This is a genomic window from Micromonospora sp. NPDC000121 (assembly GCF_042899165.1).
In the GTDB taxonomy this organism is placed as follows: Bacteria; Actinomycetota; Actinomycetes; order Mycobacteriales; family Micromonosporaceae; genus Micromonospora.
On sequence record NZ_JBIAZP010000002.1, the window covers coordinates 250,892 to 266,570 of the forward strand.

Here is a 15,679-nt window from a genome sequence, read left to right on the forward strand (position 1 = left end):
GCCGGTGTCATCCGGCGCGCTGCCGGCGGCGCGACGCGGCACGGCCGCGCCGGTCCGCCGCACGCCGGCCCGCCGGGACCGTCGTCGCCCGGTCACAGCCAGCGGCGACGGAACCGCCACATGAGCGCGGCGTTGGCCACCAGGACCACCGCGCAGATGGCCCCCGCCAGTCGGCCGGCCAGCACGGTCATCGCCGGGAGCGAGGCCCACAGCACGATGGTCAGAAGCATCAGCCACCGGCTCCGGCGAGCCCGGGCCCGGTGGTCGAGCCGGGCGAAGAACGCCGGGTCGCTCTCCCGGAGGTGACGGGTGATCTGCTCGAACCTGCGCTGATCCTCTTTGCTGAGCATGTGCCTTCCCCTCACGCGTTCAGCGGTTCGGCGGCATACCCGCTGCGGCGGCGGCTCACGCTCCCGTCCTGGTGCTACTTTGCCGCCGCCGGGGGCGGCGGCGTGCCGGACCCGGGAAACCGGTTCAGCGCAGCCTTATCCGCACCTTAAATTTGCCTGTGTCGCTGAATTCGGCGACAAGCGTCGGCTGGCCGGAAAACGTTACGTCCGGACCGCGGCGTGTCGCGTACGCCCTGCTCGGGAGGTCCGTGCCGGACCGGGTGGGAGCCCGCGCCCGCCGGGCCGCGCTGAGGGCCGTCTTAAGTGCCCCCGTGAGCGCTCTCCGCGCTGCTTGATGGCACCTGGGGCCTTGGTTACCTTCCGGTACACCCCCTCAGGCACGAGTCGCCGCACCTGCAACCCCCTTGCCCGAACGCAGTCGTCGCGGCGCGTGGAGAAACGGATTGGTACATGGCCGACCAGAATGTGCCACCACGCCGACCGTGGGACGACCGCGGCTGGGACGGACACCAGCGCCCCGCCTCCGACGGACACCGCGACAGCCCCGCCCCGACGCCGTACGGCTACGACGCCCCCGCCCCCGCCCCGTACGGCTACGACGCCCCCGCCCCCGCGCCGTACGGCTACGACGCCCCCGCCCGGCACCCGGGTGGACAGCCGGTCGATCCGCGTGGGGCGTACACCCACACCGGCCGACCGGCCGTGCGCGGCCCGCAGTGGGTCGGCCCGGACGGCTTCGCCCGCCCGGCCGCCGTGCCGTCGCCCGGCCCCGGACTGCCCAACCTGGACGATGACGACGAGCCGGGCCGCAGGGTCGGGCGGCGCCGGGCCCTCGCGGCCCTCGGCGGCACCGCCGCCGTGGTCGCGGGCGGCACGGCCCTGGCGACGGCCCCGCAGGTCCGCAGCCTCTTCGGCGACGACGTGGTGGCCGGCGACGCCACCGGCACCACGGTGACCGACGGCACCCCCGCCCGCCCGAGCGGCCAGCAGCCGAGCACGGTGCGCACCTACACCGAGCAGAACGAGAGCTACATGGGTTCCCGCGCCGGCGAGGCGCTGAAGAGGAACAACCCGGCCGGTGGCCGTACCTTCTCCGGGCCGGCGGACGCCGCCGCGCAGACCAGGGTGACGGTCAGGACCGTGCTCGCCAAGGACCCGGTCCTGCACCTGGCCCGGCGGGCCACCTTCGGCGCCACCCCGCAGGTCGTCGCGGACATCACCGAACGCGGCATCGACGGGTGGCTGCGCTGGCAGCTCGACCCCGACGGGATCGCCCCGACGAAGGCCGAGCTGAAGCTCGCCGAGCTGCCCACGCTGAAGATGAGCACGGCGCAGCTACGCGAGCAGCGCGACCGGCTCAACGAGCGCGGCGCGCACCCGGAGAAGGAGATGGTGGACGCCACCATCGCCCGGCAGATCTGGTCGAACCGGCAGCTCTTCGAGGTGATGGTCGACTTCTGGAACGACTTCCTGCACGTCGCCGCGGACTTCGACGGCGGTGAGGTGTACCGCGCCTCCTTCGACCGGGACGTCGTCCGGGCGCACGCCCTCGGCAGCTACCCGGAGATGCTGCTCGCCGCGAACAGGCACCCGGCGCTGCTGCTCTACCTCAACCAGAACGACTCCCGCGCCGACACGGTCAACGAGAACCTGGCCCGGGAGAACCTGGAGCTCTACTCGGTCGGCGTCGACGGCGGCTACACCGAGAAGGACGTCCGGCAGGCGGCGCTCCTGCAGACCGGCCGGGGCGTCAACGACGGGAAGTACGTGTTCCGCCCCGAGCGGCACTACGTCGGCAAGGTGAAGATCCTCGGCTTCACCCACGCGAACAACTCGAAGGACCCGAAGAAGGCCGAGGCGGCCATCGACGCGTACCTGACGTACATCGCCCTGCACCCGTCGACCGCGAGGTACGTGGCGCAGAGCCTCGCCACCCGGTTCGTCTCCGACACCCCGCCGAAGTCCCTCGTGGACCGGCTGACCCGGTCGTACACCGCCAACAAGGGCCGGACCAAGCCGCTGCTGATGACGCTGTTCAGCTCCTCCGAGTTCTGGGCGGCGGTGGGGCAGAAGGTGCGCCGGCCGATGGAGTACCTGGTCGCCTCGTACCGCGCCCTGGGCGTCTCGCCGGATGCCTCGCCCGGGCACGACAACGGCGACAACCGGCGCACCCCGTACGCCCGGGGGCTGCGGCAGATCCACGACAAGATGCGCGAGCTGGGCCAGTACCCGATGGGCCAACCCACCCCGGACGGCTACCCGGACGTCTACGTCGCCTGGACCTCCGCCGGCACGATGGTCAACGGCTGGAACGAGGCGGGCGACCTGGTCGCGGGCCGCCGCACCACCTTCACGTACACCCGGCCGGAGAGGCTGGTGGCCAGGCCGCCGGCGACCGCGGGGGCGTACGTGGACGCGCTGGCCCTGCGGCTCGTGGGCCAGAAGCTGAGCGCCAGGGAACGGGCGCTGATCCTCGGCGTGGCCGGCGTGTCGGCCGGCGCCCGGGTCGACGCCACGTTCAACGGGGCGGTCACCGCCGTCGCGCGGGCGATCCTCGCTTCCCCCCAGCACCACCTCCGGTGAGGCACCCGATGGAGAAGACTGTGCACACGTTCCCCCTGCACCCCGAATGCCCCGACCTGCGGCGGCTGGCCGACAACCCCGCCGAGGCGCTGCTGCGGGCGGAGGCCGACATCGTCGCCGCCGAGAACGCCGCCGAGGCCGACCGCTACCGGCGGCTGGAGAACCTGGAGGAGGCCCAGCAGGACGGCCGCGGCGTCACCCGGCGGACCTTCGTCGCCGGCGCCGCCGCCACCGCCGCCCTGGCCACCGCCCAGTTCGTCACCACCTCGGCGTCGTTCGCCGCCACGAAGACCGGCACCCTGATCCACGTGTTCCTCTACGGCGGGCTCGACGGGCTGAGTCTGGTCGCGCCGGCCGACGACCCGGTGCTCGCCAAGGCCCGCCCCGACCTGCTGCTCGGCGACGACTCCCTGGCGGCGGGCCGCGGCTTCAAGCTGACCAGCGCGTTCAAGCCCCTGGAACGGTGGCTCAGGAGCGGGAACCTCGGCTTCATCCCGGCCGTCTCCGACGAGCGGCTGTCGCGCAGCCACTTCCAGGCCGCCGACGCCTGCAACCTCGGCGGCCTGCCCAGCGAGACCGGCGGCCGGGGCTGGCTCGACAGCCTTGTCGACACGCTCGGCACGGGCACCGCGTTCCGCAGCGTCGGCATCGGCAGCACCCTGCCCCGCTCGCTCGTCGGCACCAACGGCGCGCTGTCGCTGAACAGCGTCGGCTCGCTGCGGCTCAACGGCGACGACCGGTACCGGGCCGCGACCGAGAAGGCGATCAAGGGGCTGTTCACCGGGATCAACCACCCCGTCCAGGAGGCCGTGCAGGACGGCCTGGGCGCGCTGGCCACCGCGCAGCGCCTCGCCGCGAAGCCGTACCGGCCGGCCGAGGGCGTCGAGTACCGAGGCGTCGGCTCCGCCTTCCAGCAGCTCGCCCAGCTCATCAAGGGCGGCGCGAACGTGCGGGTCGCCACCGTCGGGATGGGCGGCTACGACACCCACGAGAACCAGGGCACCCGCGACGGCGGACAGCTGCACCGGCGGCTGAACGAGCTGGCCACCGCGATGGCGGCGTTCTTCACCGACCTGGGGGAGCGGTCCGCCGACGTGACGATCATGGTGTCCAGCGAGTTCGGTCGGCGGGTCGCCTCCAACAGCGGCGGCACCGACCACGGCCACGGCGGGGTGGTCACCCTGCTCTCCGGCCGCCGGCTCGCCGGCTCGCTGCTCGGCGCCTGGAACGGCCTCGGCGACCTGGACTCTGGTGACGTGCCCGAGTACAACAACATGTTCAACGTCTACGGGGCCGTCGCCCAGGGGCGGTTCGGGCTCACCAACGCGCAGGTGGACAAGATCTTCCCGCGTCAGAAGTACACCCCGATGAAGCTGTACGCGTGACGTCCCCGCGCACCCACGCCGCCGGCCGACGGGCGGGGACGGCACCGTCCCGGCGCGGCGGCCGGCCGGCTGCCGCCGTACGCCCGCGGGTGCCGCCGCGACGCGGACCCGGCGGCCGGCGGCTGCTGGCCGCCCTGCTCGTGGTCGGCCTGCTCGCCAGCGTGCTGCCGTGGTGGCTGGGCACCCCGGCCGGTTCGCTGCGGACCACCGCCGCCACGGTCACCGCCGCCGGCCGGATCACCGGCCTGGTCGCCGGCTACCTGCTGCTCGTGCAGGTGCTGATGACGAGCCGGCTGCCGGTGCTGGAGCGGTGGGTCGGCGGCGAGCGGATCGGCCGCTGGCACCGCGACGTCGGCGCCACCCTGCTGGTCGCGGTGCTCGCGCACGTGTCGCTGATCCTGGTCGGCTACGCCGGCCTGGAGGACAATTCCGTGCTCACCGAGGCCGGGGTGCTGCTGCGCGACCACGAGGACATGGTCTCCGCGTTCGCCGCCGCCGGCATCCTGGTGCTGGTCGGCCTGACCGGCGTCCGGGCGATCCGGACCGTGCTGCCCTACGAGCTGTGGCACGCCCTGCACCTGTCGAGCTACGCGGTGCTGCTGCTCGGCTTCGGCCACCAGTTCAGCAGCGGCGCGCAGCTGTTCCGGCCCGGCCCGGTGCGCACCTTCTGGATCGCGATGTACGTGCTGGCGGTCGCCGCTCTGCTCTGGGGCCGGGTGGTCGTGCCACTGGCGTTCAACCTGCGGCACCGGCTGCGGGTCGCCGACGTGATCGCGGAGAGCCCGGACACCGTCTCGGTCTACCTGACCGGGGACCGGCTCGACCGCCTCGACCTGCTCGGCGGCCAGTACTTCCGCTGGCGCTTCCTCACCCGGGGCTGCTGGTGGCAGTCGCACCCCTTCTCGGTCTCCGCCGCCGCCAACGGCCGCTGGCTGCGGATCACCGTGAAGATCGTCGGCGGCCACACCGCCGACCTGCGCGACCTCGACCCGGGCACCCGCGTCTGGGCGGAGGGCCCGGCGGGCACCTTCACCGCCGCGCACCGGACCCGGGAACGGGCGCTGCTGATCGCCGGCGGCAGCGGGATCACCCCGATCCGGGCGCTGCTGGAGGAGCTGCCGCCCGGCGCCGCGCTGATCTACCGCGTCCGCACCCCGGCCGACGTGCTGCTGCACCGGGAACTGGACTGGTTGGCCCGGGCCCGGGACACCGCGATCTGGTACGTCGTCGGCTCCCGCCACGACGCCGGCCCCCGGCAGGTGCTGAGCCCGGCCGGGCTGCGCCGGCTGGTGCCCGACGTCACCCGCCGCGACGTCTACCTCTGCGGGCCGCCCGGCCTGGTCGCGCAGTCGCTCCGGGTGCTCCGCCAGGCCGGCGTGCCCCGCCGGCAGATCCACCTCGCCACGTTCGAGCTGTAGGAAGGTCCCATGCGCCGCGCACTGCTCGCGATCACCGGCCTGGCGGCCAGCACCACCGTCATGGTGGTGCTCAAGGGCGCGCCCGGCACCAGCGGAGTCGCCCAGGAGCTGCCCGCCGAGCTGCCGCCGGCCGTGCCCGCCCCGGCCGGCCCGACCCCGGCCGGCGGCGACGCCTCCGCCGCGCCGTCGCCGACCGGGACCACCGCGTCCCCCCGGCCCGGCCGCACCGCCACCCGGCCGCCGTCGGGCCGGCCCGGCGCCACCACCCGGGCGCCGTCCGCCCCGCGGACCACCACCGAGCCGCCGCCGGCGTCGAGCACCCGCACCGTGACCGGCCCGGTGGTGGAGAACGAGTACGGCAACGTCCAGGTGCAGATCACCCTCTCCGGGACGCGCATCGTCGACGTGGTGGCCCTGGAGCTGCCGGCGGAGACGGCCCAGTCCGACCGGCGCAGCGAGCAGGTCGACGGCCGATACAGCGGCAGCTCGGGGCTGGTGGTGCGGCAGCAGAGCGCCGACGTGGACACCGTCTCCGGGGCGACCGCCACCAGCAACTCGTACAAGCGGTCGTTGCAGGCCGCGATCGACCGGGCGAACTGACGTGCCGGCGTCGACCTCGGTGCCGCCACGGTGCCGGCCGGCGACCAGGCCCGGGCTGCGCCGCGTCGAACACGTCATGGGCACCGCGATCAGCCTCGACCTCGCCGACGACCTGGCCGCCGCCGAGCTGGACGAGCTGGCCGGGGGTGTCTTCGCCTGGCTGCGCGAGGTGGACGCGCGGTTCAGCACGTACCGGGCCGACAGCGAGGTGTGCCGCGTCGACCGGGGCGAGCTGCCGCCCGCCGAGGCAAGCGCGGACCTGCGGTTCGTGCTCGCGCGCTGCGCGGACCTGTGGGCCCGTACCGACGGCTTCTTTGACGCGTACGCCACCGGCCGCCTCGACCCGTCCGGCTACGTGAAGGGCTGGGCGGCGCAGGTCGCCTCGGACCGGCTGCTCGCCGCCGGGGCGGCGAACCACTGCCTCAACGCCGGCGGCGACGTGCGGGCGCGCGGTCGCTCCTCGTCCGGGCGGCCCTGGCGGATCGGCGTCCGGCACCCGTGGGACCCGATGGCCACCTGCCTGGTGCTCACCGGCACCGACCTGGCCGTGGCCACCTCCGGCGGCTACGAGCGGGGCCGCCACGTGCTGGACCCGCGCCGGGGCGCGCCGGCCCGGGGGCTGCGCTCGGTCACCGTGGTCGGCCCCGACCTCGGCCTGGCCGACGCGTACGCCACCGCGGCCGTGGCGATGGGCGCCGCCGGCATCGGCTGGCTCGACACGCTCCCCGACCACCAGCACGCGGTCGTCACCGACGACGCCCGCGTCCTGCACTCCACCACCCTCCCCCTGACCCCTTGACCCGCTCCCGCCCCTTTGCCCCCGTGATCTTGCAGTTTCGGCGCTCGTTCCGTATCGAATGACCGTTGTGTCCGGGCCAGAAAAGTGCAAGATCGCCGGCCGGGGAGGGCGGGGCAGGGGTCAGCGGAAGGGACGGTGGGTGGTGGCGGGGCGGGAGCCGAGGGGGCGCGGGCGGCCCGGGCGGGAGCCGGCGGGGCGGGTGGCCGCCCAGCGGCGGTGCGGCCGGTGGTGGCGGGGCGGCGGCTCGGCCCCGCCCGGTTGACGCGCGGTGTCGTCGGTGGACATGTAACCCCCCGCTCCCGGCGCGGACGCGCCGTCGCCGTGCTCAACGAGCACCGGCCCTCCAGCGTCGCGTCCGACGGGTTCGGCGGGTCTGGCGCTCCGGCGTCGCGTCCGACGGGTTCGGCGGGGCCCGGGCGCTCCGTGCGGTCGTCGACGGGAGGCGGTCACATGCCTCGGCGGGGGAGCGGCAGGTGGCCGGGGAGCAGGTCGGAGGTGAACGTGACACCGGTGGCCCGCAGGGCGTCGATCAGCGCGTTCTGCACCAGGTAGGAGTCCGGCAACTGCCAGCGGGCCTGCTCGGGCGCGACCGCCCAGCGGACGGTGCCCTCGGGCAGCCGGGTCGGCGGGGCCGGGATCCAGGAGCCGGGGCCGTGCCGGACCACGTGGAAGCAGTGGTCCAGCTCGGGGCGGAGCGGATCGCCGGGGCGGACCAGGAACATCCAGCGGCCGGTCGGGGTCACCAGCACCGGCCCGCGTACGCCGACGCCCGCCGGGTGGGTCTGCACGGCGTCCAGGACGTGTCGACCGAGGTGCGTGGGGACCTCCAGCACGTCGAACGCCCGCCCGGTGGGCAGCAGTACGCCGTGCGGCCGGGTGCGCCACCACGTCGCCACCCGGGCCGGGTCGGCGCTCGCCGCGTGCTCCCAGTTCTCCAGCGCCGGGTGGCAGCCGACCGTGGGACAACCGGCGCGCCCGCAGACGAAGCGGCTCCGGGCGAGGCAGGCGCCGGGGGTGACGTCCCAGCCGTGCGCCGCGTAGCGCACGGCAACCCGACGCAGCCGTACGCGTTCCAAGGGCGACAGTTGCACGACGCGCGGCCCGACGTTCCCCCACATGTGCCATCTCCCTTCGCCGGACCCGGTCGGCGTCCAGGTCGCATGTCGAGCACCGTCACTGCCGTAACCCGCGATCGTTGAGCTGACGAACGGCTCATGCAACTTGCACGAAAAATACGAGAACTGGCTGTACGGCTGACGTACACGCTGTGCGACCAGCGAAAGCCTGAGGCGTACCACGCGCCCGCAACCGCGAGGGTCAACCGGCAACCGGCCGGTCAGGCAGGGGAGGGATGGAGATGGACGAGTTACCCATAGGGCGGCGGGTGGCCTACTGGCGGGGGCGGCGCAAGATGTCCCAGCAGGTCTTCGCGGACCGACTGGGCAAGTCGAAGAGCTGGGTGGACAAGGTCGAGCGCGGGGTGCGCCGGCTGGACAAGTTCTCCGTTCTCTACGAGATCGCCGACATCCTCCAGGTCGACGTGCAACTGCTGCTCGGCAAGGACCCGGAGCGGCGTACGGACGCGTTGAACTGCATCGACCAGGTCGAGGTGCAGGAGATCCGGGCGGCCCTGGAGCGGTACGACTCGATGAGTGCGTACTTCGACGCCGCGCCATACCCGCCCCCGCTGGCCGACATGCGCAAGGCCGTCAACCACGCCTGGCTGACCTACCAGTACGGCCGCTACGGGATGCTCACCCGGGCGCTGCCGAAGCTGCTGCGCGACGCCCAGGCCGCCGACGCCGGCTACGGCGGCGACGAGGGCCGGGAGGCGGCCCACCTGCTCGGGCAGGTCTACCAGATCGCCTCGTCGGTGCTGCGCAAGCTGGGCGAGTGCGACCTGGCCTGGCTGGCCGCCGACCGCTCGATGGCGGTCGCCCAGCGCGCCGACGACCCGCTGCTGGCTGGCATCGCCACCACCCGGGTCTGCAACGCGCTGGTGGCGATGGGCCGGCCCCGCCCCGCCCTCGAACTCAACGTCACCATCGCCAACCGGCTCGCCCCCGGCGGCGGCAACGAGGCGTCCCCGGCCCGCCTCTCGGTCTACGGGATGCTGCTGCTCCAGGGCGCGATGGCCGCTGCCCGGATCGGCGACTCCGCCACGGTCGGCGACCTCATCAACGGCGCGCAGGAGGCGGCCACCCTGCTGGGCGGTGACCACAACCACTACTGGACCTCGTTCGGGCCGACCAACGTGGAGCTGCACCGGGCGGCCGCCGCCGTCGAGCTGGGCGACGGGGGCCGCGCGGTGGAGGTCCACCAGCAGCGGATCCAGGAGCCGGCGTTCAACGCGCTGCTGCCTGAGCGCCGGGCCCACCACCTGCTCGACATCGCCCGGGGCTTCGCCCAGATCGGCGACGTGGCCAACGCCGGCGAGATGCTGCTGCGCGGCGACCGCCTCGCCCCGTCGGAGATCCGCTGCCGGCCGATCGCCCACGAAGTCATGTCGGACGTCCTGCGTCGCACACGTGGTGCGCCGCCTTCTCCGATTGCGGAGTTGGCTGAGCACATGGGAGTAGGGGTATGAGCGCGGAGCCGGCCTGATGAGCGGCCCGCACCCGAGCAGCGAGCGCCGCGAGGTGCTCTACGTCATCGCCTGCGGTTCGCCGCTGGCCCGCCACGTCGGCCGGCTCGTGGAGCTGGCCCAGCAGGACGGCTGGGACGTCTGCGTGGTCACCACGCCGGACGGCGCGAAGTTCGTCGACCGGGCGGCGTTGGCCCGGCAGACGGGGCACCCGGTCCGCACCCACTACAAGAACCCGGGTGACCTCGACGTGCTGCCGCCGGCGGACGCGATGATCGTCTGCCCGGCGACGGTCAACACGGTCAACAAGTGGGCGGCCGGGATCACCGACACGCTGGCCCTCGGGCTGCTGGTCGAGGCGCAGGGACTGGGGGTGCCGCTGGTGGCGGTGCCGTACACCAACGCGGCGATGGCGGCCCACCCGGCGTTCCGGGCCGGCATCGCCCGGCTCGCCGAGTGGGGGGTGACGGTGGTCTTCGGCGACCACGTCGTCCCGCTGCACCCGCCCGGCACCGGCGAGCGCCACGTGCACGCCTTCCCGTGGGCGACGGGCCTGGCCGCCGTCCGGGACCGCCTCTGCCCCGTCGCCTGAGGTGCAGGGAAGGGCCCCTTGCTAACGCATCGCGTTAGCAAGGGGCCCTTCCCTGCACCGGGGGCGCCCGCGGAAGAGGCGGGGACACGCCGTCGCGTCGGTGGGCGACGCCCCCGGCCACGGCCCGCGCCGGTAAGCTGGCCCGCCGTGAGCACCAACGCGGACCCGCCGACCGTCGCCGACGTGGTCGCCGAGATGGAGCGGCGCTATCCGCCGGCGTGGGCCGAGGAGTGGGACCGGGTCGGGCTGGTGTTGGGCGAGCCGTGCGCCCCGGTGCGCCGGGTCCTCTGCGTGGTCGACGTGGTGCCCGAGACGGTCGCCGAGGCGCTCGAAGTCGGCGCCGACATGATCGTCGCCCACCACCCGCTGCTGCTGCGCGGCGTCTCCTCGGTGGCCCCGACGACCTACAAGGGCCGCATCGTCCACCGGCTGATCAAGGCCGACGTGGCGCTGTACGTCGCGCACACCAACGCCGACGTGGCCGACCCGGGGGTCTCCGACGCGCTCGCCGCCCGGTTCGGGCTGACCGGGTTGCGCCCGCTGCACCGGCCCGCGCCCGGCTCGCCGGCCCACGGCGCCGGCCGGGGGATCGGCCGGATCGGCGAGCTGCCGGAGCCGATGACCCTGGCGGAGCTGACCCGGCACGCCGCCGCGGTGCTGCCCGCCACGGCCTGGGGGGTTCGCGCCGCCGGGGAGCCCGGGCGTATGGTTCGAACCCTCGCGGTCAGCGGCGGCGCGGGGGACAGTTTCCTCGCCGACGCGACCGCCGCCGGGGTGGACGCGTTCCTCACCGCCGACCTGCGGCACCACCCGGCGGGCGAGCACCTCGCCGCCGACGGCCCGGCCCTGCTCGACGCCGCTCACTGGGCGACCGAACGACCGTGGCTGGACGACCTGGCCGCCATCCTGCGGGAGGCGACGGGCGTCGAGACGCTGGTGTCCGACCTGGACACCGACCCGTGGACCGTACACGCCGCCCCACCCGCGGTGGACGACAAGGAGCCCCGACCGTGAAGGCTGACCCGCAGGTCCAGCGCCGCCTGCTCGACCTCCAGGCGATCGACACCACCCTCGCCCAGCTCGCCCACCGCCGCCGCACGCTGCCCGAGCGGGCCGAGCTGGAGGCGCTGGCCCGGGAGCTGTCCGCGCTGGAGGACGAGCGGGTCCGCGCCCAGGTGGCGGTCGACGACCTGGACCGGGACATCGCCCGGTTGGAGAAGGACGTCGACCAGGTGCGCGCCCGAAAGTCCAAGAACGAGGACCGGCTGGCCGCCGGCACCGGCCCGGCCCGGGAGCTGGAGGCCCTCCAGCACGAGCTGGTCTCGCTCAACCGCCGCCAGGGCGACCTGGAGGACGCCGAGTTGGAGCTGATGGAGCAGCGCGAGACCGCCCAGGGCGTGCTGGACGGCGTCGAGAAGCGGCTCGCCGAGGTCCGGGAAAAGCGGGACGCCGCCGAGCGGCGCCGCGACGAGAGTCTGGCCGAGATCGCCAAGGAGGAGGAGTTCAAGCGCGGGGCCCGCCAGCCGCTCGCGGCCGACCTCCCGGCCGACCTGGTCCAGCTGTACGACAAGATCCGCGAGGACTCGGGGCTCGGCGCGGCGCTGCTCACCGCCGGCCGGTGCGGCGGCTGCCGGCTGGACCTCTCGGGCGCCGACCTGGCCCGGATCCGCAAGGCGGCGCCGGACGAGGTCGTCCGCTGCGAGGAGTGCCGGCGGATCATGGTCCGTACCCACGAGTCCGGCCTGTAGCCCGTGGCGCCGCGCGTGGTCGTCGTCGAGGCCGACGGCGGGTCCCGGGGCAACCCCGGCCCGGCCGGCTACGGCGCGGTGGTCCGCGACCCGGGCACCGGTGAGGTGCTGGCCGAGCGGAGCGAGTCGATCGGCGTCGCCACCAACAACGTCGCCGAGTACCGGGGGCTGATCGCCGGGCTGGAGGCGGCCGCCGAGGTGGGCGCCAGCGAGGTCGACGCCAGGATGGACTCGAAGCTGGTGGTCGAGCAGATGTGCGGCCGCTGGCAGATCAAGCACCCGGGGCTGCGCCCGCTCGCCGCGCAGGCCGCCGCCCTGGTGAACCGCTTCGCGGCGGTCCGGTTCAGCTGGATCCCCCGGGAGCGCAACCGGCACGCCGACGGACTCGCCAACGCCGCCATGGACGCCGCCGCCGCGGGCCGTGCCCCCGCCCCGGCCGTCGTCGCGGCGCCGCGCGTCGTGGAGCCTCCGCGCGAGGTCGCCGGCCCCGATTCGGCCGCCCGGGCGAGGGCCCGCGAGGTGGCCGCCCGCGCCGCCTCGGCGACGACCGTCGGCACCGATCCGGCGACCGCGCCGGCCTCGTGGGAGCCGCGGCCGAGCTTCACCGCCACCCGGCTGATCCTGGTGCGGCACGGCGAGACCCCGTACACCGAACAGCGCCGCTACTCCGGCCGCGGCGACGTGCCGCTGTCCGACCGGGGCCGGGTCCAGACCCGGGCCACGGCCGCCCGGGTGGCCGCGCTGGCCCCGTCCGTCGCGGCCGTGGTCAGCTCCCCCCTGTCCCGGTGTACGCAGACCGCGGAGGCGATCGCCGGGGCGCTCGGCGGGGTGCCGGTCCGCCGCGAGGACGACCTCGTCGAGTGCGACTTCGGGGCCTGGGAGGGGCGTACCTTCGCCGAGGTCCGCGAGGAGTGGCCGGGGGAGATGGACGCCTGGCTCGCCTCCACGCGGGTGGCCCCGCCCGACGGGGAGTCGTTCACCGACGTCGCCGAGCGTTGCCGCCGCGCGGTCGACGGGCTGTGCCGCGCGTACCCCGGGGAGACCGTCGTGGTGGTCTCGCACGTCTCGCCGATCAAGCTGGTGCTGCGCGACGCGCTCGCGGCCGGCGACGCCTTCCTGCATCGGCTCTTCCTCGACGCGGCCGGCATCTCGGTGCTGGACAGGTGGCCCGACGGCGGCGTCGCCGTCCGTACGGTCAACGACACCGCCCACCTTCCCGTCGACTGAGTCAGCCGGCGGGGAAGCGTTCCACGGCCGCCGCGTACGCCTCGGGCTCGTCGACGAACGGGACGTGGCTGGAGCGCGGCAGCATCACCAGCTCGGCCTTCGGCAGGACGCCGGTCAGCTCGTCGACCGCCGCCGAGTCGCCGCTGCCCCGGCTGTCGAGCAGCAGCAGTGTCCGGCTGGCGGACAGGCCGCCGAGGTGGCGCGACGACTGGGCCGGGACACCCGGAAGGCAGACCAGCGACCGGCCCTGACCGGCTCGGCGGCAGGTGAGGGTGGTGCCGTCGTGCGACGGGAAGGTCGGCACCCCGGCATCGTGCCAGAGCCACTTCGCAAACGGTGGCCCACCATTCAGCGCAGCGGGTCAACCGTTCGGCGCAGCAACGTCCTCCGACTGGACGTGACGACGGTCACACAGCCGTACCCTCCGGCCGTCATCCTGCCGATCTACGACCCACCCGGAGGTGTGTCACATGGCCGCACCCGAACCGGAGGTGCCCACAGCGGCGCCGACCAGGGCGAAGGACCACAGCCCCTGGAACTGGTTGCTCTTCATCCCGATCGTGGTCCCGCTGATCCCGGTGTTCTTCAACGGCGACTCGCCCCGGTTCCTCGGCTTCCCCCGCTTCTACTGGATGCAGCTCGCCTACATCCTGCTCGGCGTGGCCACCACGACGCTGGTGTACCAGATGACGAAGAAGCGGGGTGGGCGCTGATGTGGCGGGACCACCTCACCGAGATCATCATCTTCTCGCTGCTGTTCCTGCTGGTCAGCGGCATGGGGTTCGTGGCCGCCCGGTGGCGCGCCCCGAAGGACATGGCCCACCTAGACGAGTGGGGGCTGGGCGGGCGCAACTTCGGCGGCTGGATCACCTGGTTCCTGGTCGGCGGCGACCTCTACACGGCGTACACCTTCGTGGCGGTGCCGGCGCTGATGTTCGGGGCCGGCGCGGCCGGGTTCTTCGCCGTTCCGTACACCATCGTGATCTATCCGCTGGTGTTCCTGGTGCTGTGCCGGCTCTGGTCGGTCTCGCACCGGCACGGCTTCGTCACCCCGGCGGACTTCGTCCGCAGCCGGTTCGACTCCCCGGTGCTGGCGCTGCTCGTGGCGATCACCGGCATCGTGGCCACGATGCCCTACATCGCGCTGCAACTGGTCGGCATCGAGGCGGTGCTCAAGACGATGGGGGTCACCGGCGAGAGTGCCCTGGCCCGGCACCTGCCGATCATCGTCGCGTTCGCGATCCTGGCCGCGTACACCTACCAGTCCGGGCTGCGCGCGCCGGCGCTGATCGCGTTCGTCAAGGACACGCTGATCTACATCGTGATCCTGGTGGCGGTCATCTGGCTGCCGTACAAGCTCGGCGGCTGGGGCGAGATCTTCGACGCCGCCGACGCGAAGTTCGACGCGTCGCCGAACCCGAACGACGGGGTGCTGCTCAACGCCAACAACCAGCTCCAGTACGTCACGCTGGCGTTCGGCTCGGCGCTGGCGCTGTTCCTCTACCCGCACAGCATCACCGGCGTGCTGGCCAGCCGGAACCGGGACGTCATCAAGCGGAACATGTCGGCGCTGCCCGCGTACAGCCTGTTGCTGGGGCTGATCGCGCTGCTCGGCTTCATGGCCATCGCGGCCGGGGTGAAGCCGCTGCCCGGGGCGAAGGAGGGCAGCGCGGACAGCAACACCGTCGTGCCGGTCCTGTTCGACCAGCAGTTCCCCGACTGGTTCGCGGGCGTCGCGTACGCGGCCATCGGGATCGGCGCGCTGGTGCCGGCGGCGATCATGTCGATCGCGGCGGCGAACCTGTTCACCCGCAACATCTACAAGGAGTACCTGAAGCGGGACGCCTCCCCGGCCCAGGAGGCGAACGTCTCGAAGATCACCTCGCTGGTGGTGAAGGTCGGCGCGGTGGCCTGCATCGTCTTCCTCGACCCGCAGTTCTCCATCGACCTCCAGCTCATCGGCGGCGTGATCATCCTCCAGACGCTGCCGGCGGTGGCGCTGGGCCTCTACACCCGCTGGTTCCACCGGGGCGCGCTCGTCGCCGGCTGGGCCGCCGGCATGGGGCTGGGCATGTGGATGCTCTACCAGATCCCCAACGCGGCCACCGGGCGCAAGCACTTCGGCGGCTCGGCGTTCCCGCTGGCCGACTTCGGCTTCGACACCCCGAAGACGATCTACGTCGGGATCGTGGCCGTCCTGGCCAACCTGGCGGTGGCGGCGCTGCTGACCGTGGTGCTGCGGGCGGCGAAGGTGCGTGACGGCGGTGACGGCACCACGCCGGACGACTACTTCGCCGACGAGGGCGACCCGCGGATCGTGCCGGGTGATCGCCGCGACGCCGACGCCGCCTCGGAACCGCTCGCCTGAGCGGCTCGGGTGGCCCGTTCGCCCC

16 protein-coding genes are annotated in these 15,679 nt (G+C 73.9%); 12 read left to right on the top strand and 4 right to left on the bottom strand.

Going from position 1 to position 15,679, the window contains the following annotated elements; genetic code table 11:
- Positions 1–92 precede the first annotated feature (92 nt).
- A complete protein-coding gene (locus ACFY23_RS07210; protein ID WP_111132775.1) occupies positions 93–350 on the bottom strand; it encodes a DUF3040 domain-containing protein in 258 nt (85 codons plus the stop codon).
- Between the two features lie 450 nt (positions 351–800).
- Between ACFY23_RS07210 and ACFY23_RS07215 the strand changes: the two genes are divergently transcribed.
- The 5 genes from ACFY23_RS07215 (at position 801) to ACFY23_RS07235 (ending at position 7,135) form a co-directional block, all read left to right on the top strand.
- Positions 801–2,933, top strand: coding sequence for a DUF1800 family protein (locus ACFY23_RS07215; protein ID WP_350819068.1), 2,133 nt, complete (start codon positions 801–803; stop codon positions 2,931–2,933).
- A gap of 8 nt (positions 2,934–2,941) precedes the next feature.
- The gene (locus ACFY23_RS07220; protein WP_350686293.1) at positions 2,942–4,318 is read left to right on the top strand and encodes a DUF1501 domain-containing protein; all 1,377 of its coding nucleotides are present in this window, start codon (positions 2,942–2,944) and stop codon (positions 4,316–4,318) included.
- Positions 4,315–5,736: a ferredoxin reductase family protein gene (locus tag ACFY23_RS07225; RefSeq protein WP_350686291.1), complete on the top strand. Its 1,422-nt coding sequence runs from the start codon at positions 4,315–4,317 to the stop codon at positions 5,734–5,736. Before ACFY23_RS07220 ends, ACFY23_RS07225 begins: the two co-directional genes overlap by 4 nt.
- Before the next feature lie 9 nt (positions 5,737–5,745).
- Positions 5,746–6,336, top strand: coding sequence for an FMN-binding protein (locus ACFY23_RS07230; protein ID WP_350819067.1), 591 nt, complete (start codon positions 5,746–5,748; stop codon positions 6,334–6,336).
- Positions 6,337–6,412: 76 nt separating this feature from the next.
- Positions 6,413–7,135, top strand: a complete 723-nt coding sequence (locus ACFY23_RS07235; protein ID WP_350684908.1) for an FAD:protein FMN transferase — start codon at positions 6,413–6,415, stop codon at positions 7,133–7,135.
- A 120-nt stretch (positions 7,136–7,255) separates the two neighbouring features.
- On the opposite strand, the gene ACFY23_RS07240 is transcribed toward ACFY23_RS07235, so the two are convergent.
- Positions 7,256–7,471 carry a hypothetical protein gene (locus ACFY23_RS07240; protein ID WP_350684909.1) on the bottom strand — a complete coding sequence of 72 codons (216 nt, stop codon included), beginning with the start codon at positions 7,469–7,471 and terminating at the stop codon, positions 7,256–7,258.
- Positions 7,472–7,581: 110 nt separating this feature from the next.
- Complete coding sequence (locus tag ACFY23_RS07245) at positions 7,582–8,253, bottom strand: bifunctional DNA primase/polymerase (RefSeq protein ID WP_350684910.1); 672 nt, start codon at positions 8,251–8,253, stop codon at positions 7,582–7,584.
- A gap of 239 nt (positions 8,254–8,492) precedes the next feature.
- On the opposite strand from ACFY23_RS07245, the gene ACFY23_RS07250 reads away from it, so the two are divergent.
- From ACFY23_RS07250 to ACFY23_RS07270, 5 genes are all read left to right on the top strand, one after another.
- A complete protein-coding gene (locus ACFY23_RS07250) occupies positions 8,493–9,722 on the top strand; it encodes a helix-turn-helix domain-containing protein (RefSeq protein ID WP_350684911.1) in 1,230 nt (409 codons plus the stop codon).
- Positions 9,723–9,738: 16 nt separating this feature from the next.
- On the top strand, positions 9,739–10,311 hold the full coding sequence (locus tag ACFY23_RS07255) for a flavoprotein (protein ID WP_350684912.1): 573 nt from the start codon (positions 9,739–9,741) through the stop codon (positions 10,309–10,311).
- Between the two features lie 183 nt (positions 10,312–10,494).
- Positions 10,495–11,325: a Nif3-like dinuclear metal center hexameric protein gene (locus tag ACFY23_RS07260; RefSeq protein ID WP_350684926.1), complete on the top strand. Its 831-nt coding sequence runs from the start codon at positions 10,495–10,497 to the stop codon at positions 11,323–11,325.
- Complete coding sequence (locus ACFY23_RS07265) at positions 11,322–12,059, top strand: C4-type zinc ribbon domain-containing protein (RefSeq protein ID WP_350684913.1); 738 nt, start codon at positions 11,322–11,324, stop codon at positions 12,057–12,059. The genes ACFY23_RS07260 and ACFY23_RS07265 overlap by 4 nt, the downstream gene beginning before the upstream one ends.
- A gap of 3 nt (positions 12,060–12,062) precedes the next feature.
- A complete protein-coding gene (locus ACFY23_RS07270) occupies positions 12,063–13,286 on the top strand; it encodes a bifunctional RNase H/acid phosphatase (protein WP_350684914.1) in 1,224 nt (407 codons plus the stop codon).
- Position 13,287: 1 nt separating this feature from the next.
- Here the strand turns inward: ACFY23_RS07270 and ACFY23_RS07275 are convergent, their stop codons facing one another.
- Positions 13,288–13,590: a hypothetical protein gene (locus ACFY23_RS07275; RefSeq protein ID WP_350684915.1), complete on the bottom strand. Its 303-nt coding sequence runs from the start codon at positions 13,588–13,590 to the stop codon at positions 13,288–13,290.
- A 166-nt stretch (positions 13,591–13,756) separates the two neighbouring features.
- Here ACFY23_RS07275 and ACFY23_RS07280 point away from each other — a divergent pair, with 166 nt between their 5' ends.
- Both ACFY23_RS07280 and mctP read left to right on the top strand, forming a co-directional pair.
- Complete coding sequence (locus ACFY23_RS07280; protein ID WP_350684916.1) at positions 13,757–13,999, top strand: DUF3311 domain-containing protein; 243 nt, start codon at positions 13,757–13,759, stop codon at positions 13,997–13,999.
- The gene (gene mctP / locus ACFY23_RS07285; RefSeq protein ID WP_350684917.1) at positions 13,999–15,654 is read left to right on the top strand and encodes a monocarboxylate uptake permease MctP; all 1,656 of its coding nucleotides are present in this window, start codon (positions 13,999–14,001) and stop codon (positions 15,652–15,654) included. The genes ACFY23_RS07280 and mctP overlap by 1 nt, the downstream gene beginning before the upstream one ends.
- Positions 15,655–15,679: the final 25 nt, after the last annotated feature.